29 protein-coding genes are annotated in these 18157 nt (G+C 58.4%); 6 read left to right on the plus strand and 23 right to left on the minus strand.

Annotation, left to right across the window (positions count from 1 at the left end; genetic code table 11):
* The first annotated feature begins 7 nt into the window (after nt 1-7).
* Nucleotides 8-334, plus strand: a complete 327-nt coding sequence (locus ACLD0W_RS14890) for a nuclear transport factor 2 family protein (protein WP_410308266.1) — start codon at nt 8-10, stop codon at nt 332-334.
* On the opposite strand, the gene map is transcribed toward ACLD0W_RS14890, so the two are convergent.
* From map to ACLD0W_RS14995, 21 genes are all read right to left on the minus strand, one after another.
* Nucleotides 317-1108, minus strand: a complete 792-nt coding sequence (gene map / locus ACLD0W_RS14895; protein WP_410308267.1) for a type I methionyl aminopeptidase — start codon at nt 1106-1108, stop codon at nt 317-319. The genes ACLD0W_RS14890 and map overlap by 18 nt on opposite strands.
* Nucleotides 1101-1307 carry a ParD-like family protein gene (locus ACLD0W_RS14900; protein ID WP_194296896.1) on the minus strand — a complete coding sequence of 69 codons (207 nt, stop codon included), beginning with the start codon at nt 1305-1307 and terminating at the stop codon, nt 1101-1103. Before ACLD0W_RS14900 ends, map begins: the two co-directional genes overlap by 8 nt.
* A 31-nt stretch (nt 1308-1338) precedes the next feature.
* Complete coding sequence (locus tag ACLD0W_RS14905) at nt 1339-1533, minus strand: hypothetical protein (RefSeq protein ID WP_410308268.1); 195 nt, start codon at nt 1531-1533, stop codon at nt 1339-1341.
* 39 nt (nt 1534-1572) lie between these two features.
* A complete protein-coding gene (locus tag ACLD0W_RS14910) occupies nt 1573-2028 on the minus strand; it encodes a GFA family protein (RefSeq protein WP_410308269.1) in 456 nt (151 codons plus the stop codon).
* A 150-nt stretch (nt 2029-2178) separates the two neighbouring features.
* On the minus strand, nt 2179-2355 hold the full coding sequence (locus ACLD0W_RS14915) for a hypothetical protein (RefSeq protein WP_410308270.1): 177 nt from the start codon (nt 2353-2355) through the stop codon (nt 2179-2181).
* 6 nt (nt 2356-2361) lie between these two features.
* Nucleotides 2362-2634, minus strand: coding sequence for a hypothetical protein (locus tag ACLD0W_RS14920; protein ID WP_410308271.1), 273 nt, complete (start codon nt 2632-2634; stop codon nt 2362-2364).
* A 173-nt stretch (nt 2635-2807) separates the two neighbouring features.
* The gene (locus ACLD0W_RS14925) at nt 2808-3317 is read right to left on the minus strand and encodes a hypothetical protein (RefSeq protein ID WP_410308272.1); all 510 of its coding nucleotides are present in this window, start codon (nt 3315-3317) and stop codon (nt 2808-2810) included.
* Nucleotides 3318-3422: 105 nt separating this feature from the next.
* Complete coding sequence (locus ACLD0W_RS14930) at nt 3423-3761, minus strand: hypothetical protein (protein ID WP_410308273.1); 339 nt, start codon at nt 3759-3761, stop codon at nt 3423-3425.
* A 107-nt stretch (nt 3762-3868) separates the two neighbouring features.
* Nucleotides 3869-4180: an Imm32 family immunity protein gene (locus ACLD0W_RS14935; RefSeq protein WP_410308274.1), complete on the minus strand. Its 312-nt coding sequence runs from the start codon at nt 4178-4180 to the stop codon at nt 3869-3871.
* Complete coding sequence (locus ACLD0W_RS14940) at nt 4180-4713, minus strand: AAA family ATPase (RefSeq protein WP_410308275.1); 534 nt, start codon at nt 4711-4713, stop codon at nt 4180-4182. Before ACLD0W_RS14940 ends, ACLD0W_RS14935 begins: the two co-directional genes overlap by 1 nt.
* A gap of 35 nt (nt 4714-4748) precedes the next feature.
* Entirely contained in the window at nt 4749-5204 is a 456-nt protein-coding gene (locus tag ACLD0W_RS14945) for an NUDIX hydrolase (RefSeq protein ID WP_410308276.1), read from the minus strand.
* 19 nt (nt 5205-5223) lie between these two features.
* Nucleotides 5224-5748: a YcxB family protein gene (locus tag ACLD0W_RS14950; RefSeq protein ID WP_410308277.1), complete on the minus strand. Its 525-nt coding sequence runs from the start codon at nt 5746-5748 to the stop codon at nt 5224-5226.
* 82 nt (nt 5749-5830) lie between these two features.
* Entirely contained in the window at nt 5831-6415 is a 585-nt protein-coding gene (locus ACLD0W_RS14955) for a hypothetical protein (protein ID WP_410308278.1), read from the minus strand.
* A gap of 68 nt (nt 6416-6483) precedes the next feature.
* Nucleotides 6484-7056: a GNAT family N-acetyltransferase gene (locus ACLD0W_RS14960; RefSeq protein WP_410308279.1), complete on the minus strand. Its 573-nt coding sequence runs from the start codon at nt 7054-7056 to the stop codon at nt 6484-6486.
* A gap of 49 nt (nt 7057-7105) precedes the next feature.
* The gene (locus tag ACLD0W_RS14965; protein ID WP_410308280.1) at nt 7106-7504 is read right to left on the minus strand and encodes a VOC family protein; all 399 of its coding nucleotides are present in this window, start codon (nt 7502-7504) and stop codon (nt 7106-7108) included.
* An 808-nt stretch (nt 7505-8312) separates the two neighbouring features.
* Nucleotides 8313-8684, minus strand: coding sequence for a hypothetical protein (locus ACLD0W_RS14970; RefSeq protein WP_410308281.1), 372 nt, complete (start codon nt 8682-8684; stop codon nt 8313-8315).
* A 1-nt stretch (nt 8685) separates the two neighbouring features.
* Nucleotides 8686-9183: a hypothetical protein gene (locus ACLD0W_RS14975; RefSeq protein ID WP_410308282.1), complete on the minus strand. Its 498-nt coding sequence runs from the start codon at nt 9181-9183 to the stop codon at nt 8686-8688.
* Between the two features lie 112 nt (nt 9184-9295).
* Nucleotides 9296-10072: a DUF1883 domain-containing protein gene (locus ACLD0W_RS14980; protein ID WP_410308283.1), complete on the minus strand. Its 777-nt coding sequence runs from the start codon at nt 10070-10072 to the stop codon at nt 9296-9298.
* A 104-nt stretch (nt 10073-10176) separates the two neighbouring features.
* Nucleotides 10177-11061 (minus strand): DUF4231 domain-containing protein, encoded by an 885-nt coding sequence (locus tag ACLD0W_RS14985; RefSeq protein WP_410308284.1) that lies wholly within the window; start codon nt 11059-11061, stop codon nt 10177-10179.
* On the minus strand, nt 11061-11489 hold the full coding sequence (locus tag ACLD0W_RS14990) for a TIR domain-containing protein (protein WP_410308285.1): 429 nt from the start codon (nt 11487-11489) through the stop codon (nt 11061-11063). Before ACLD0W_RS14990 ends, ACLD0W_RS14985 begins: the two co-directional genes overlap by 1 nt.
* Before the next feature lie 64 nt (nt 11490-11553).
* Nucleotides 11554-12078, minus strand: coding sequence for a hypothetical protein (locus tag ACLD0W_RS14995; protein WP_410308286.1), 525 nt, complete (start codon nt 12076-12078; stop codon nt 11554-11556).
* 219 nt (nt 12079-12297) lie between these two features.
* Between ACLD0W_RS14995 and ACLD0W_RS15000 the strand changes: the two genes are divergently transcribed.
* The gene (locus tag ACLD0W_RS15000; RefSeq protein ID WP_410308287.1) at nt 12298-12807 is read left to right on the plus strand and encodes a phage integrase N-terminal SAM-like domain-containing protein; all 510 of its coding nucleotides are present in this window, start codon (nt 12298-12300) and stop codon (nt 12805-12807) included.
* A gap of 96 nt (nt 12808-12903) precedes the next feature.
* Here the strand turns inward: ACLD0W_RS15000 and pdxH are convergent, their stop codons facing one another.
* Nucleotides 12904-13533, minus strand: a complete 630-nt coding sequence (pdxH, locus tag ACLD0W_RS15005) for a pyridoxamine 5'-phosphate oxidase (protein ID WP_410308288.1) — start codon at nt 13531-13533, stop codon at nt 12904-12906.
* Between the two features lie 118 nt (nt 13534-13651).
* Here pdxH and ACLD0W_RS15010 point away from each other — a divergent pair, with 118 nt between their 5' ends.
* Nucleotides 13652-14212, plus strand: a complete 561-nt coding sequence (locus ACLD0W_RS15010; RefSeq protein WP_410308289.1) for a gamma-glutamylcyclotransferase — start codon at nt 13652-13654, stop codon at nt 14210-14212.
* Here ACLD0W_RS15010 and ACLD0W_RS15015 read toward each other — a convergent pair.
* Nucleotides 14173-15216, minus strand: a complete 1044-nt coding sequence (locus ACLD0W_RS15015; protein WP_410308290.1) for an AraC family transcriptional regulator — start codon at nt 15214-15216, stop codon at nt 14173-14175. The two genes, ACLD0W_RS15010 and ACLD0W_RS15015, sit on opposite strands and share 40 nt — an antisense overlap.
* 146 nt (nt 15217-15362) lie before the next feature.
* Here ACLD0W_RS15015 and ACLD0W_RS15020 point away from each other — a divergent pair, with 146 nt between their 5' ends.
* From ACLD0W_RS15020 to ACLD0W_RS15030, 3 genes are all read left to right on the plus strand, one after another.
* Complete coding sequence (locus ACLD0W_RS15020; protein WP_410308291.1) at nt 15363-16565, plus strand: alkane 1-monooxygenase; 1203 nt, start codon at nt 15363-15365, stop codon at nt 16563-16565.
* Nucleotides 16566-16694: 129 nt separating this feature from the next.
* A complete protein-coding gene (locus ACLD0W_RS15025) occupies nt 16695-17255 on the plus strand; it encodes a sigma-70 family RNA polymerase sigma factor (protein WP_410308292.1) in 561 nt (186 codons plus the stop codon).
* A complete protein-coding gene (locus tag ACLD0W_RS15030; RefSeq protein ID WP_410308293.1) occupies nt 17252-18148 on the plus strand; it encodes a FecR family protein in 897 nt (298 codons plus the stop codon). Before ACLD0W_RS15025 ends, ACLD0W_RS15030 begins: the two co-directional genes overlap by 4 nt.
* Nucleotides 18149-18157: the final 9 nt, after the last annotated feature.

Consider the following 18157-nt stretch of genomic DNA (forward strand, 5'->3'; position numbering starts at 1 on the left):
ACCAACCATGGCCGTACTACTCCGCCCCCCGATTGCGCTTTTTTTTGAGCTGAGCAACAAGGAAGACAGCACGTCACTGGATCGCTGCTTCGTAACGGAGGCCCTCGTGCATGACGAAAAGCAAACCCACCGGGGGATCACCGAAATCAAAAACTGGTTTACCGAAGCCAAGAAGAAATACAGCTATACGGCGGAACCGCTGGAAATGGAAGAAGATGAGGCAACCGTTACAGTGCGCGCCCGGGTCTCGGGTAATTTTCCCGGTAGCCCGGCGGTGTTGCGCTACGTCTTCGAACTGCGCGACGACCGCATCCAATCACTCGCCATCGGCTAACCGAAAGCGCTCTTCGTCCCGCAGCGTCAGCACCTCGAAGCCGTCCGCCGTTACCGCGATGGTGTGCTCCCACTGGGCGGACAGGCGTTTGTCACGGGTGACCACGGTCCAGCCGTCGGGCAGGGTGCGCACCGCCGCCTTGCCCTGATTGATCATCGGCTCGATGGTGAAGGTCATGCCCTCGCGCAGCACGGTGCCGGTGCCGGCCTGGCCGTAATGGAGAACCTGCGGGGCTTCGTGCATTTCGCGGCCGATGCCGTGGCCGCAATACTCGCGGACCACGGAATAGCCGTAGTTTTGCGCGAGGGCCTGAATCGCATGGCCCACATCACCGAGGGTGGCGCCGGGCCGGACCGCGCGGATGCCGGCCCACATGGCCTCATAGGTGGCGTCGACAAGCCGCCGCGCGTGCGGCGACACCTTGCCGATCAGATACATCTTGCTGGAGTCGGCGATAAAGCCGCCGTTCTCCAGGGTGATGTCCACGTTGATGATGTCGCCGGATTTAAGGACCTTCTTCGCCGAGGGCACCCCGTGGCACACCACCTGATTCACCGAGGTATTGAGCACATACTCGAAGCCGTACTGCCCCTTGCTGGCCGGGCGGGCGCCCAGCTCATCGACGATGTAACGCTCCACCCGGTCGTTGATCTCCAGAGTGGAGAGCCCCGCCGCCATCCAACCGTCCACATACGCGAACACCGACGCCAGCAGTCGCCCAGACTCGCGCATCAGCGCCAGCTCGGCCTCGGTCTTCAGAATCGCGTCAGCCACCGGCCACCCGCCGAATATCCACCTCGGCCAGTTTCAACTGCTCGCGCACGATCTCGGAAAAAGACAACTCCGGATTGGCCTCCGCCAGCATACCGATTTTGATCCAGAACTCGGCCTGGGCGTTGATGGAACGCACCATCACCGAACTGGCCTTGCGGATCTCCTCGTGGAGGTCGTCGTTGATCTTTACGATGCCCATGGATTGGCTCTATATATGAAACGTATACGAATCATATATTCCGGGACTTCAGGTCGCAACCGGGCAGCACGTCCACAGCGAGCTTTTCTTGCACCCAGCCTCTGATACTGGCCGAATCGAAACAGGCATGATCGACCAGATGCCTGCGAAGCGGCTCCTGGTTCATCAGGCTAAGGAGCGCTTCCGGTTCGACCCGGTCTAGCGCGACGAACTCCAGGTTTTTCATAACCGTTCCTTTCCCACCGGCCGTTAACCGCAAAGCGCTTTACTCCGACAGGCTCGCGTACTCGCTCAGCAAAGCGGGGAAACGATCCTCCGGCGGGAAGCCGTCAAAGCTGTGCGTGGCGCCGGTGCTTGCCCACGCAAGCTTTTCCTTGGTGAAGGTCTCGATAAAGGGCCGGTAGTCAGCGGCGTTCTCAAACATGGTCGAGCGCACGTTGACGACATCGCCCACGCCCTCCGGGCGGGTGAACAGCCAGCTCATGCAGTAATCGCAGAAGAAATGCCGCGTGGCGCCATGCAGGCCACCGATCACCGGCTCCCCCCGCGTGACGCTGAACGCCTCGCCGGGAAACAGCGCGCTCAGGCTGAACGCGCTGGAGGACATGCGCTGACAACCGGTGCAATGGCAGGCCATGGTGACCAGAGGGCGGGCATGGACTTCGAATTCAACCCGTCCGCAACGGCAGCGCCCCTTGGCGCTGGAGGAAACGTCCGACATAACAATGGACCTCGCTGTTGGGTGGAGAGGCCATCATAACCATTATCAGAGAAATATCAGGAAGCGCTTCCGGGGTCGTCGTCGCGGATGTTCAGCCCACGGTCTTCGGCCAGCGTCTGAAGCGCTGCCTGGTCACCTCGGACTTCCCACTCAAACCAGTTTGGTCCACTCAAGCACCCGCTCCAGGCCCTCCTTCCTGAGGGTATAGCTGTCGAAATCGATACCCTTGTCGAAGGCCAGCGGCGGGTATTGCTTGACCTGCTTCCGGCCCTGCTGCTTGAGCGCTTCAAGAAGCGCATTTCCGGGCTCGGTGTGCAGATTAATCATTTTTATTCATGGCGCCACCCGGTAGGTTCGGTATTGCCCCGGCCCCGACCAGGTAACGGCGGTAAACGAAAGATTCAGATCGCCTCGGTCCTGAAGGTCTTGCAGCACCGCCGCCGGCGGCCAGCCCGCCGGCGCATCCGCGAACGCGTACCCCTGTTCGACCATCCGCTTCACCAGATGCACAAGATCGGCCTCGTCGTGATAGGGAAAGGTACGTTCTGGTGAATCGCCGGTGCGGAGCATACCGTCCTGGATCAGCGAAACGTATTTAATCGTCATGATTCGCGCCCTGCCGTGTGTTCAAGAATAAACAGAATACGTGCCTCAATGGAGACGCGGGGCACTTGGATCGTCTGGTAACCCCACCGTGGGTACCAGTGCTTCATCCCCTCGAATACCGCCACGGATTCATCGAAGGTCTGATCGCGTAAAGAAGGTGTCGCCCTGTGCGTTTACAGACCAAAGTACTCTCGAATTTTCTCATTTGGCGGCGTGTAGGCGTCGAAATCGATCACGATATACGGCTCTGTGCCAAGATTATAGCGGTCGTCAGTGTAGACGATGTTTTTACCCACGCTTTTGATCTTGAACGATGTGTAGCCCCATTCATTCTTTTCCGTATACCACTCTCCATCGCATCGCCAGGTCATCGGGAATTCCCAAAGCCTGACATCCGTGCCGGCATCATAGAAGGTAATGCCCTTCAAGTAGCCGGTTCCGTCCGCCTTGCGCTGTATCTGGTTGATATGACGTGCGGACCCATCCGACTTTGTCTGAACCGTGAAATCGTTGTACCACACCCCCACCAGTTCGGGGCACACCTCGCCCGCCTGGTATCTGGACTTTTCGAACTGGTTCCCCATGCCCGCGCAGCCCGCCAGCGACATGATGAGTATCACTAACAGAACATGTCCTTGAAAGGCGTTCCGGCGGCTCTCTGAAAAAGTCATTAACCCGATCATTCTCTTCCCCAAAACCCAATGATTCGCTACTTGCTGGATAGCATGGTCTCCAAGCCGCATTACCAAAAAGGGCCGACGCCCATCTCGTGAGATACCTCACCGACCTTATTCGTTGAAAATGACCCAGGCGCCGGGCAGTTCCAACGCCTCTGGGCCCCGCGCCGCGTCGCGGTTCAGCGGAACGATCAAAGCCACCCCAGATTCGAATTCCAGGGTGAAATGATTTCGCTCCTCAAGGAGGGCATCCTGGATTCGTTCACCGATCTGAAGCACCAGATTATCGCAGAAGCCGCCGTCGCTGCGTGCCAGGAGTTCGCCGGACGGTAGACGAAGGCGAGGTTCATTCAGGATCGTTATCGTACGATCCTGAAACTGCAGCTGGATATAATCGTGAACAAACCAGACTTGGGAAAGAGGCTCGCAGTCCCTCAATTGTTCGATCATCCGGTGCCCTTTTCGGTTATCTCAGCCGCTGATGCCAAAAGCGACGATATTCCGGCGCCCGGGGGGAGTCGATGCCCGCAGCGCACGCGCCGCTGAGAAGCACGAGGTCACGAGGCGACGCCCCCCGGAGACCGGTAAGGCTTGCCGCCTTCTTTGGTAGGCCAACCATAAACCTTCACGTGGTTTACAAGCCTGCTGTTGTGCGTCTGGAGTTCCGACGACAATTGATAGCCGCCCCACTCCTCGGTGAAATAGTGGTCGTGGGGGAAATCACCGGACTTGGCCCGTTCCGCGATGGCGAGAAGCTCTCTCGCGAAGAACGCCAGCCCCTCCGGGTCGCCATGGATCGAGACCTGTTCGCCCGTCTTATCGGTTTCGAACGTCAGTAAGTAATCTGCCGTGTTCTCAAAGTTTGCCATCAGTCGGATCCGATGATTTTCAGAATAAACCTAACTCGATTCTCCACGGAGACCCGCGGCACTTCCACCGTCTGGTAGCCCCACTGAGCGTACCAGCGGCTCATCCCCTCGAACACCGCCACCGCCTCCTCAAAGCTTTGGTCCCGTTCCGCGTCGGTGCCGTAGATGTCCTCCCAGGGGGGCAGAAGAAACACGGTGTTGTTGTAGGGGAATCGTTGGACAAGACCGGCCGCCTCCTGGCGTGTAATGGCGCCCGCCAGATCAAGCATATAAAGCGCGTCCGGCACGCCGCGATCAAAGAAGGTGACGCCGTCATGGGCCCGCGCCGCCCGGTACTGGTCCATGTCCCAGGCCAGGATTTCCCGGGCGAAGGCGGTCGGATCAGGGCGGGGCGGCAGCCCCTGCGCCAGCCGGGTGCGGATAATCCGCCGGGCGGCCTCGGGCGCCACCCGATAACCTTGCTCCGCCAGCGCTTGCAACAGGGTGGTCTTACCGCCGCCGGGCCCTCCGGTGATGACGAAGGCTCGGTTCATCCTTGCTCTCCATGTTCGTGCTTTGCCGGGGAGATCTATGGTGCGGGTTTATCCTTGATGATATCCGCCAGAAGATCCGCCAGGTTCTCCGGTTTGAAGGCCTGGGGCCCCTCGGCGCGCATTGCCTCCAGCGACCACCACTTCCATCGCTGAATGGTGGCCTTTTCCTCGTCGGTCCAATCCGCCGCGAACACCCGGTCAGCCTCGGGGCAGCGCACCAGGTAATAACGCTCATGCCACAGTGCCGGCTGAGAGCGAGCCACGGCGAACACCGCCTCGCGCTCCATCACCAGCGGGCCGATCTCCTCACGCAAACCGGTCTCTTCGTACAGCTCCCGGCTGGCCGCTTGCAAATAGGACTCCCCGGGCTTCAGCTCGCCGCCCGCCGTGGCCCAGAAAGGCGACGCGGTATGTTCATCCTGATACTGAAACAACAACAGGGCATTCTGCTCGTTCAAAAGCATCAACCTGGAACAGTGACGCACTTCCATTCTTCTCAACCTCTGATCGCTACCTGATTTCCGGTGCGTTCTTCTTCAACGCATCGAGCAGCCGGGGAATGTCGAAGCCACGATCGCCGAGGGATTTCGGCACCACGTAGTAGAGCTTCGGCATGATGAGAATCAGGATGTACCGGTCGTTCTGACGCCATTTATGGAGCGAGTCCCAGCGGACCAGTCCGCCACCGTCCTCGGTGGAAAACAGCACGCCCTCATCCTTCAGCTCCACCGAGATTTCTTCCTGCATCGACTTATAGTTGTCGTAGTGGCGACCCAACATACGCGGCGTCACCACCAGCATCACCACCGAAAAGAACAAAACCCAGCCGGCCATACCGCCGACGATGGCGCCTGCCACGGTGGCAGGCACACAAAACGCCACCACCGCCAGGGCACCGAGAATCGATGCCGAGACCACCAGCAATTTCCGAGTGGGCCTGGCGAACAACCGACCCGCCGCGATGTAGTCCTCTCGGGAAACCCGATAAACCGTCCCAGCCTCCGGGGTCGGACCGTCATAACCCATTGATTCCATTTAACCTTCTTTTCCCAAAGGGCCTCTCTGACTGGTTAGAGGGCCCTTTTTGCAATCGAAAACCCGCGTTAGCGTCCTTACGCTAAGGCCCGCACTGCCACTCGCCCGGCCAGGCCCGCTGCGCGCCATCGGCCCGGTCGTAGGTCAAGGTGGCCGGCCGTGGCGGAGACTCGCCGCCCTCGGTGGGCTCGCCGGTGACCTGGATGCGGACCGTCTTGCCCTTGCCGGTGAAGCTCGGAGAGTCCGTGAGGCCATCGAAGCCGCCCGGCGCCGACACAGGTTCCACGTAGCCGGCTACCTTGACCACGCCCCGGGCCGGGTCCGACGACGCCACATCGCCCATCGCGATCAGCAGCACCTGCCCGTCGTCCGTGGTGAACTGGCATCCGAGTTCGCCGGGCAGGTCCGCCTGGCGCATATCTTCCGCCGTCAGGGCATTGAGCGTGATCGCCGAACCGTCACCTCCGGTGGTCTCCCCGGAAGGGGCCGCCGGTTCCGGGGTCGCCGTATCGGCCGGCGCCTCCGCGGCGGGTTGTTCCGATGAAGGGTTCGCCGGCTCCGGCGCGGACTCCGAGCTCGGATCCGAGCAGCCGACAATCAAAGTGATGGCCAGGGCACCGACCGACAAAGCGCCGACAGGCCCGGCGGTACGCAGGGAAAACGGCATAAGGGTTCCTCCTTGAAAACAACGAATCCCATACTGTATAGGGATTTACCCGAGCCATTTCCACCGACTCAGTCGAGGCGTTCGCTTTTTTTCGACCAATCACGCCGGGACAGGCTGTACAGGCAATGCCGCCGCAAAGGGCTGGCTTCGGGCAATCGCGGATGATCGAAAGTCCGACCTGTATCCGCCATGCCGATTCTTTCCATCACCGCTCGGGAACGGCGATTGCCGAGCACCGCGAAGGACACGATCTCGTCCAGCTCAAGCTGGTCGAAGCCCACCCGAAGGGCAGCTTCGGCGGCTTCCGTGGCATAACCCTGCCCCCAGTATGGCCGGGCCAGGCGCCAAAGGACCTCGACACAGGGAGAGAACGGCAAATCCGGATCGGGGATGTTCAGGCCGGCGATGCCGACGAATGCGCCATTCTCCAGCAGCTCCACCGCCCATACTCCCCAGCCTCGCTCGGCGAGCAACTGTTCGCACGCTCGCGCCATCAGGTCGCTGCGGGCACGATCCAGGGTGGCGGGGAAATACCTCATTACCTCAGGATCGGCGCACATATCGGCAAAGGGGTCCCGGTCCCCCGCACGCCATTGGCGTAGTATCAAACGCGACGTTCTCGGCTGAACGATCTGGCTCATGGAAAGCCCTTCCAGCAACGGCACGGGCCCGCGATGTCGCAACATCTCTTCACTGCTCCGGCCTGTGGCAAACGGCCTCGATATTGTTGCCGTCCGGATCAATCACAAAGGCCCCATAGTAGTTCTCATGATAGGAAGGACGCAGACCGGGCTTACCATTGTCCACGCCACCCTTTGCCATGGTCGCTTGATAGAATTCATCCACCACCCGGCGGGAGCCGGCGGCGAACGCCAGATGCCTCGGCGTCCAGGATTCCCGGGTTTCGATAACCCAGAAAGAGGGCTTGCCATTTATTCCAAACCCACACCTCCTCTGGGTGGGAAAATCCTCGTTCCACTTCGACACGAACTCCACCTGCAGCGAATAGCCCAACGCGGAAAACGCCGCCTCATAGAATGCCTTGGTGGCCGGGTAGTCCGTGGCATAGGTACAGATATGATCAAACACGCTTTCTCTCCTTGGTGAAGAATCTCCGGGGTCGGACCATCATAACGCTCTGAATTTATTCTGTTTCTAGCCTCCCGACCGCCCTATTTACGCATCCTGGAAATTGCACGACAGGAGCACCACCATGGATAAGCGTAACCTCAAGGTCCGCCGAGGCCACTGGGACTATATTCTAAAAAGCACTCCATCCGGCGGAAATCGCGTCGCCCCGTTCATTCTTCTAAAGCGCATCTGACTGTAGCAAGCCGGCTTTGCCGTGGATACGCCGGTATCTATAACCGTTGAGGATGGACGGGTTTCTATCGTTCGAGATGGCGGCCGCTAACACCGACAAGCAGAGGCTTCGAAATATCTCGGGACCTCTTAACGTTTGGTTAAGGGGCCGGCCTTAGCCGGTCCCAGTGAGCGAAGCAAGCGATTTGAACCAATTGTTATGGAATTCGGAACACCCAAATTAACAAGGCTGTAGACAGGATTGGAACTGAGAGCACCACAGGAAGTAGAAATGCACGGAGTTGAGGCGATGCCCCTAGGATGCTTAGACAAAGCGCGAGGTGCTTTAACATTGGCCGGTACCCAATAATCAAATTTTGACGTTGAGTTCCCGGCTGATTCAAAGCTACCCAGAGATCGTTCTGGAGAAGCTGAAGATCTGTCCTTGCTTGCCCTTTTAGGGTTTGCCGGACTTGCGCCTTGGAAGCTTTGCAAGCCTAGCTCTCCCGCCGCAGCGCTGCAAGCGGCGATTCCATAACGCCTCAAACACCGGCGCAGCTTTGCTGCGTCCGCGTGCTTTGATTTGTTAGGTGTGCTACGGGGTATTTTTTCCAACTTTAGGAACAAAAAGTTCATTCATTACCTGCTCTGCAGAGTTTTTTACATTTTGGGAAGGTTCTGGATCCAGTTGAGATTCAAGTTCATTTATCTCATCCATCCAGTGTATATATTCTTCATCATTGAAATTTGAAGCATGCTTTTCAGTGCTTTTCTCAATGAATTCGATAAGAGAAAGAGTAAGCCTCTTTGCTATATCTGAGGGCGCGCTTTGAAAATCATCTTCAAAAAAGTCTTTTTCATATTTCTCAAAATAGTCGGCCTGCTTTAAATACCTGCTTAAATAATAAAACGCAGCTCTAACATCAGGAATTTCAAAACCCTTAATTATCTCTTCTAAATTATTCATTCTAACCAATCCTAATAATATCAAATGCTGACTGAGGTAAATCCGACAAAATATACTCATGTGAGAGGGGGTTAGCCCTATCCTTAACATCCACTTTTTGATAAAAAGGAACAGCTTCTAGACGAGAAATAACACAAAGCAAGGGTCTGAAGACCTGATCTTTAGAATTCTTAGAAATGTAGATGATTTCATCATGAGCATCCTTGCTAATATTTCCAAGCTTCAACATGATTGAAGCGCCTTTCCGAATCCCTCGTCTATTAAGTTCTATTTTTGTGTTGTGATGATCAGCACCGTCGACTTCCTTTTTCAAGGTGTTATATATCTCCACAGGGGATGAGCTTGGTGGAACAGTAAAGTGGGGAGACTCGAAATCTGAGCCAAAATACGGAGTGCACCACATATAGTGCTTATCGCCATAATATTTCTTATTAATATTGTAGGCTAATGTCGTCATAGCCGAATACAGAATCGGATGAGCAATATCTTTTAACGACATACATTTTCCTTACGATCGATCATTATTGAATTACACCTAACGCCACCAGCAGGGGCAGACAAAGCGCGCAGCGGTTTGGCTGTCCCTCTGGCTGATTTTGTTAGAAGCGAACTTATGACGCATTTATTACCTCTGCTATTTCCGCAGCTATTTCTTCTACAGTGTGCATCGCAGTATTTCTTGCTAGCTTATCGGCAAGTGAAGGGCTGTAGTCGATCACTTCCTTTTTTGAGATATTGTGCCATATCGGAAGTAAAACCTGCTCTTGGGTAACAGACTTAGTCACCAAACCATCAAGCTCGTAATTAGTCCAGCCTTTGCTCAAAAACGGCTTTGATAATACGACAATTCCGAATTTGCTCTTAGCCAAGCCAGAATCAATTTTTCTTCGAAGGCTATCGCCAATTTTTAATTCATATTCGTCATACCAGACCTCAAGACCATGCCCTTTAAGGGCCGTAGCCAAGGGACGAACAACTTCATCTTTGTCTTCCGAGGCATGGGAAATGAATACATCGAACTCTTTGTGATAATCATCTTCTGGAAAATTAGGGTCTGGCACATCTCTATGTACTAGACTTGGCACTGAAGCAAGTGAGGCTTCTCGAGCTACTGGAAGTGCACCTGGTAAAACACGAGCCGAGGATCTTACTTGACCGCGTAAACCAGCCATATCAATTGTTACGTGCCATTGGCCTGAACTTGGCACGGCCAATCTGTATGGTGAGCGCTTTACTAGACCGCCATAGTACTGATGTTTTCGTCCACTTCTATAAGCTTGAAAATTTGTATTATTCATCAAGCGAACATTCGCAGCGCTCCCTTGTAGGGTTACTTCGATTACGTCGCCGCTTTGAAGCCGGTCAAATTTGTAGTGCGTAAACTTCACTCGACAATTCCTTTTTCGGACGATGTGGTGCTTCTAACGCCGGGCTCTGCGGCAAATTTGGAGTGCAGCGGAAAATTTGTCCGACAGCAGCGCCTTGTTAGGGGCTAGTCTCCCTTGCGTGCGACCCATTGCGTATGCTCTCTTGAAAATGCTGATTCACTATTAGTTACAAAATCGGACAGTTGCCCTTCATCATGCACCGACGTGGACTCACCTTTGATTATTACAATCTCGTGGGCGGCCAATGCGTATGCAGAATTCAATTCATTGTGCTTCTTGGCCTGAAGCCAAGTAAGTACGGCACCAGCAGCGGTCGCCAATACCTCGACGGGAAGAGCCAAGGATGGATCTTTAATTCTATATAGGAGCATAAGGATCGCGGCGGAATGCAACACAACAGATACCCAGAACCACTGTTGAGCACGGCGCTTATTGAACCGCGATTTCATCCAATACCAGTTCGCTTGGTCGGCCACCCGATCGTTCACATAGACAAGCAACCTATCCGCAACTGAGAGCTTTCTCACCTCTCGCATCTTTTCAGATATTGGGTCATTTAAGGCAATTCCTGCCTGAAGTGAATGTGAAAGGCTTTTGTTCTGATCTAGTATCGTCTTGAGGTCATTTAAAAATGCTCGAGACACGATTTCGATGTTCTCATCGTCTTCGTATGGCTCCGCTCTCATCATCCAGCGCCAAGCGATCGTTTTGACCGATTCTGCAACCGCGCGACCGTTATACCAAACGTCGTCGGGTCTCTTAACCCGGATGAAAATGAGTATTCCGAGCGTAATCAGGAAAAGGCCTGCCGAAACCAGTGCTCCCACAACATCGATTGGGCGCGAGTACGAAACAAATGCCGCAAGCACCAACAGAAAAAGGTACCACCTTAAACTCGAGTAGTAGACATTCTGCGCGCTTAGCGACGCCTGATTAGCTGATTGATACAAGCCAGGTAAATCTTCTGAGTCGATATCGATAGAGGCCACTAGTTATACAGCTCCCAAATCCCTCCAATCACGGACTTCTTTGCCCAGCCGACCGACATCGATGCTACATTAGCTACCACGCCCGAGGTGCGACGCTGTCCTTGTGGGTTAACCGCCAAAATTGGCTTTCCGTAGTCGGTAGAACCTCTAATTTCCTTTGCGATCCATTTGCTATACCCGGTATACATCCCAGTCGGAATCACGATCACGTGGCTCATAGCAATTTGTTTCAATATCGCTTCTTTGAGCTGCTTGTCGTTCGGCGCATTGTGAATCGGATCATCCTTTGGTACGGAATAATTCCGAAAGTCCAGGGACGCTTGACCTACTCTCCAGTTTTCTTCGAAGATCCAACTTGCAAGTGTTTTGTAATGTCCTGAATATTTCCAGGCGTGACTGATGAAAACGTGGATCTGTCTTGTGCTCATTTCCTCTCCTTGTTCCAACCTAACGCTTAACGCTAAAGGCAGCGGCGGCAAAGCCGCCCTCTGTTTATTGGTTAGGGCCTTTTCCCAATAAAGACTCGATCTTCCGGTCTACTAACCTTTTTATCGCTTTCTCTTGATTAATCCACAAATTTGGTGCCTGATAACCGAGCAATACGCATAGACCGAGAATGCGCGCCAAAGACGTCACATCATTAGTTATTGCACCGACGAAATACAGAGCGATAACTAACCCGAGCACCAAACCCACAAACGGAAGGCGAATTGCGTTAATCCTGTTTTCACGAGCCATTCTGAGTGAATACCACTCGCGCAAATCCGCGTTGTATTCGGCAAGCATCTGATGCTCGTCTCCGCCTTCCTGATTCAGCTTTGATACCAAGTGAGGCGGCAATTCTGTGGCGGGCTCATATTCTGGCTTATTAACTATCTTTGAAACCGAGTTAGCCACCATTGTGCCCAACATGGTTGCGACTGGGCATAAGACAAGCAATAAGACATCAAGGATCGTAATCCCTGCGCCATTCCCGAGGTAGAAAAAGTATTGAGCTTCAGAAGCAGATGACTCCATATCGATCCTTGTGCATCCCTAACAGGTATTAGGACGCCGGCTCGAATATCCAATGAACGCGCCAGCGTCATATAACTTTATAGTTTTTTACTGCACCGAATAAAACCAGAAAACTCAACAGGTTACAAACGCTGCCGCGTTGTCTGTCCCTGTTCGCTTGGCTTCTTCATTTCCCAATTGCCATGATACTGTCCATATGGACAGTGCAAGAAAGTAGCCATGCACACGGATAGTGACAGGCGCCCAAGGCTCCATGATCAGTTTCGCGATGCCATTCGGGTGCGCCATTACAGCCCACGGACCGAGAAGACCTATTGGTACTGGATTCGCTATTTCATTCGGTTCCACAAGCTGCGCCACCTCGCTGAAATGTCGGAGCCAGAAGTTTTGGCCTTTTTGACCTGGCTTGCGACGAAGAGAGGCGTAGCGGCCGCCACTCAGAATCAGGCGTTGAACGCTCTGCTGTTTCTATATCGCCACGTGATCAAGGTGCCGCTGGGCGACATCCAGAATATTTCCAGGGTGAGGCGCCCTCCAAAACTACCCGTTGTTCTGAATCATAACGAAGCGATGGCGGTTATAGATCGGTTGCCGGCGCCACATAAACTCATCGTCTCTTTGATCTATGGCGCCGGGTTGCGGGTTACGGGGTCAGTTCACGGTGCCGTTTTAGGGCGTCGTTACAGGCCAGGCGAATCGCCGGCTGCTTCTTTGAAATGGAGGGGTTGATGGTTATTTAAGAGGCTGATCGCGGCTGAAGCCGCTCCTACAACGCGCGAGAGGGGTGTGGTGCGGGTGATCGAGGTCCGCCGAAAGGAGAACGCCTCAGGGTGCGAGGCGCTCCCGGGTCCAGGCGGTGCCGTGCTTCAGGTAGCGGAAGCGATCGTGGAGGCGGCTGGGGCGGCCATGCCAAAACTGAATCTCTTCCGGGGTGATGCGGTAGCCCCCCCAGGTGTCAGGCATGGGGATGGTTTCGCCTTCCGGGTATTGCTGGGCGAGGCTGGCCATGTCCGCTTCCAGTTGTTCGCGGCTGGTGGGGCGGCTTTGCGGGGAGATGGCGGCGCTGAGCTGGCTGCCCCGGGGGCGGGTGGCGAAGTAGTCGCGGGCTTGTTGAGCGGGGAGTTTTTCGGCGCGGCCGTTGACGATGAGCTGGCGGTCGAAGGGGCCCCAGAACATGACGAAGGAGACGTTGGGGTTGGCGGCGATGTCCTCGCCCTTGCGGCTGTCGTGGTGGGTGAAGAAGACGAAGCCACCGTCCTCGATGCCTTTGAGCAGGACCACGCGGCTGGAGGGGCGGCCGTGGGCGGAGACGGTGGCGAGGGTCATGGCGTTGGCCAGGGGCAGGTCGGCGGCGATGGCTTCGTCGACCCAGCGGCGGGCCTGTTCCACCGGGTCCGCCAGCAGGTCGGCTTCGGTGAGGCCGGGGGCGTGGTATTCCTGGCGTACGTCTTTCATGGGAGCCCTTGTGGGTTTGTTCGTGGTATGGGGATTGTAGCGGAAATGGTAGGAGGTTTTGGTTGTTTGGGGTCAAGGGTGGGCGGCGGGTCAGGCCGGGATTCGTTATCCTGTGGGCATGTCATTCAATACCATCGAGATCAATAAACAGCGGCAGGATCTGAGCGGGCGCGAGAGCGTCTGGCTGTTCGGTTACGGGTCGCTGATTTTCAAGGCGGATTTCCCCTATCTGGAGCGGCGGCCGGCGAGCATTCGCGGCTGGGCGCGGCGGTTCTGGCAGGGGTCCCACGATCATCGCGGCACGCCGGAATCGCCGGGGCGGGTGCTGACGCTGGTGGAGAGCCCGGGGACGGTGTGCGCGGGCATGGCGTACCGGGTAGCGCCGGCGGTGTTCGATCATCTGGATGTGCGTGAGAAGAACGGCTATTTGCGGTTTTCCACGGCGATGACGTTCGCCGATGGCGGGCACGAGGAGGGTCTGGTGTACATCGCCACGGAGGACAACGCGGCGTTTCTGGGGCCGGCGTCCGAGGCGGCGATTGCGCGGCAGATTGCCGGGAGCCATGGGCCCAGTGGGCCGAATCGGGATTATCTTTTGAATCTGGCGGAGGCGCTGCGGGAGTTGGGGGCGGAGGACGATCACGTGTTCGCGTTGGAGCGGTTCTTGTTGGGGCTTTGACGCATTTGCCGGGGCGTGACACCGAACCAGCGCTGAAAGGTGCGGCTGAAGTTGGAGGGGTCCTGGTAGCCCAGCCGTTCGGCGATGCGCTCCACCGGCACCGTGGTTTCCAGCAGGTACCAGGCGGCCAGTTCGCCGCGCACGTCGTCGAGCAGTTCCTGATAGCGCGTGCCTTCCGCTTTGAGCTTGCGGATCAGGGTGCGCGGCGACATGGCGAAACGTTCGGCCATGTCTTCCAGTGACGGGTAGCGGCCGTCACCGTCGAGCAGTTCGATGCCAATGCGCTGGCTGAGCGGACCGCCGCTTTGCAGTTGCTTGAGTTGGTGCTCGCAGTCCCGCAGGGCGGTGCGGTGCAGGCCCGGGTCGGCGGTGAGGCAGGGGGTGTCGAGCACCGCCTTGGGCAGGGTGATGGTGAGGTACTCCGCGCCAAAGGTCACCGGGCAGTCCAGCCGTTCGCTGTAGCGGTCCGCCCAGGCCGGCGCCTCGAAGGGGACCTGGATGCGGGCGTCGCGCAGCCGCCGGGAGGTGACCGTGTCCACCAGCTGGAAGTAAGTGGCCAGGATCGAGCCGGCGTTGAATTCCCGCACCTCCCCCAGGTCCACCTTTTCGTACAGCGTCAGCCGCCCTTCCCGTTCATCCTCCTCGAAGTGAAGTTCCACCAGCTGGAAGCGCACCGCCACGAAGCGGGTCACCACCTTGAGCACGGCGCGCAGGTCCGGCGCGGAGACCACCGCGTAGCCCAGGGGGCCGTGGGCGGACACCGAGGTGGCGGCGCCGATTTCCAGACCCAGCCAGGGCTGGCCGGTGAGCGCCACGGCGCGCCGTTCCAGGCGCGACACCTGTTCCAGGCTCAGGTAGCGGTGCTCGCCGAGCAGTTGCTCCCACTGCAACCGGGTGCCGTCGAAGATGGCTTCGTTGCTGAAGCCTTTTTCATGCAAATAGGCACACATCAGCCGGGGGTAGACCGGATGGATGGCGGGGCGCAGACGGTCGGTGTCGGCCATGGGGCTGTCCTTGTTCGCCGGTTGCCGCGTACGGCTGTCACTTTATGACGATTTATTGCCACCTTACTCGGTGCTTCGCAAGGTCCGGAGGAGACATTCTGTTTCCATGGATCAATCCGACGACGAATAACAACAGCGAGGCCACTATGAGTAAGGCAGGCGTCTTCACCGGACCCTCCGGGGTCGTGTACCGGGACCGCAAGCGCAAGCTGTGGTTTACCTCCATTTTCGTGCCGGCCATCGTGTTCGTGGGCCCGGCGCTCTACTTCGCCACCGACAACGCCTGGATGCTGTGGCTGCCGCTGGTGTTCTACTACCTGACGGTGCCGGTGCTGGACATGATCATCGGCGAGGACCTGAGCAACCCGCCGGAAGAGATCGTGCCGCAGCTGGAGGCGGACCCGTATTACCGCTGGGTGACCTACGCCCTGGTGCCGCTGATCTGGGGCGCCTGGTTCTTCGGCGCCTGGTTCGTGGGCACCCAGGATCTGCCCTGGTACGGCGTGCTGGCGATGATCTACCTGATCGGCGGCACCTGCGGCGTGGGCATCAACCTGGGCCACGAGATGGGCCATAAGAAGGGCAAGGGCGAGCGCTGGCTGGCCAAGTTCGTGCTGGCACCCTGCGCCTACGGCCACTTCTTCATCGAGCACAACAAGGGCCACCATAAGGACGTGGCCACGCCGGAGGACCCGGCCTCCTCGCGCATGGGCGAGAGCATCTGGAAGTTCGTGCTGCGGGAAATCCCCGGCGCCGCCAAACGGGCCTGGCGCCTGGAGAAGGAACGCCTGGAAGCCCAGGGCAAGTCGGTCTGGTCCCTGGAGAACGAGATCATCCAGCCGGCCATCATCACCGCCGTGGCCTGGGGTCTGGTGCTGGCGATCTTCGGCATCGGCCTGCTGCCCTACATTCTGGGCACCGCCTTCTGGGGCGCCTTCCAGCTCACCTCCGCCAACTACATCGAGCATTACGGGCTGCTGCGCCACAAAACCGCCAACGGCCGCTACGAGCGCACCCAGCCGTACCACAGCTGGAACAGCAACCACATGTTCTCCAACTGGGCCACCTTCCACCTGCAGCGTCATTCCGACCACCACGCCCACCCCACCCGGCGCTACCAGAGCCTGCGCCATTTCGAGAACCTGCCCACCCTGCCCAACGGCTACTTCGGCATGTTCTTTATCAGCTACTTCCCGCCGCTCTGGTACAAGGTGATGGACAAGCGCCTGCTGGAACACGCCGGCTACGATGCGCGCAACATCAACTTCGACCCGGCCAAGCGTGACAAGCTGATCCGCAAGTACGGCATCCAGTACGGCGACGCGCCGGCGAAGATCGCCGCGGGCTGACACCCACCACCGGCGGCGCCGGCCTCGGCAAGGCGCGGCCGGCGCGCCGCTTGCCTCTCTCACTCCGTTTAATGATAATTGTTTTCATTATCAAGAACGGGGCGAGGGGCCTTCATGTCAGACCGGTCGATGTCATTGCCCGCGCGCCGGGCGCGGCCCGCGGCGTTGCCCGGTGGCGGCCCGGACATCGGCCTGCTCTACCACCAACACCACGGCTGGCTGTTCAACTGGTTGCGGCGCAAGCTGCTCTGCCCCCAGGACGCCGCCGACCTTTCCCACGATACCTTTGTCCGTCTGATCACCGGCGCGCCGCCGCAGTTGGTGGAGCCCCGCGCCTATCTGCTGGTGATCGCCAGCCGTCTGCTGATCAACCGTAACCAGCGCCAGCGCATCGAGCGCGAGGCGCTGCACAGCGTGGCGGTGTTGCTGGAGGGGCGGGACCGGCGCGGGCCGGAGCAGGTGGTGGGGGCCCGGGATCTGCTTTCCCGGGTGCTGCATCTGCTGCTGGAGGAACTGCCGGAGAAACCGCGCCGGGCGTTTTTGCTGGCGCGGCTGGACGGCCTCGGCTATCGCGCCATCGGTGAGCGGCTGGGCGTCTCCGAAAGCAGCGTCAAACAGTATCTGGCCCGCTGCCTGGCGCACTGCCACGAGCGGCTCTATGACGCCCTGGAACAGGGTTGCCCGGCATGAGTGACCGGACGGCGTTGCGCGACCAGGCGGCGGACTGGGTGGTGGCCCTGCACCAGGCTGAAGGCCCGGAGCGGGGGGAGCTGGAGCGGCGCTGCCAGGCTTGGCAGGACCAGGACGAGCGGCACCGCACCTTGTTCCGCCAGATGCAAACCCTGTGGAACGGCCTGGACGCCGACCCGCCGCGCCGCGCCCGGCCGGGCCTGTGGGTACTGTGGCTGCTGATCGGCCTGCTGGCCTGGCAGCTGCCCTGGACCCTGTGGCGGGGTGACGCCCACACCGGCGCCGGTGAACGGCTGGTGATCAACCTGGACGACGGCAGCCGCCTGACCCTGGACACGGGCAGTGCCGTGCGTCTGGACCTTAACGCCGACCTGCGCCGGGTGCACCTGCTGCGGGGCCGGGTGTTCGCCCGGGTGGCCAAGGATCCCCACCGGCCCTTCCAGATCGTCACCCGCCACGGCACCGCCGAGGCACTGGGCACCGAGTACAGCGTGCAGCTGGTGGACAACGCCACCCGGGTGGCGGTGAAGGAATCCTCGGTGCGGGTCACGCCGGCCGGCCATCCGTCCGCCGCCCGGGTTCTTCGGGCCGGCCAGGGCGCCACCCTCACCCGCCGCGCGGTGAGCCCGCCGGCGCCGCTGCCACCGGGGGATTTCGAATGGCGTCGCGGACGGCTGGTGTTCAATGACGCGCCGCTGGACCGGGTGCTGGACCGGTTGGGGGCGCACCGCTCCGGGCTGCTGCTGGCCAGCCCGTCGCTGCCGGCGGGCCTGCACTTCACCGGCGTGCTGCCCGCCGACGACAGCGACCGGGCCCTGGCGGTGCTGGCCGAGGCGCTGCCGGTGCGGGTGCACCGGCTGACCCCTTATGTGGTGTGGGTCGCCGGGCGCTGAATTTTTTCT

The sequence above is a fragment of the Alloalcanivorax sp. C16-1 genome (assembly GCF_046507805.1).
In the GTDB taxonomy this organism is placed as follows: domain Bacteria; phylum Pseudomonadota; class Gammaproteobacteria; order Pseudomonadales; family Alcanivoracaceae; genus Alloalcanivorax.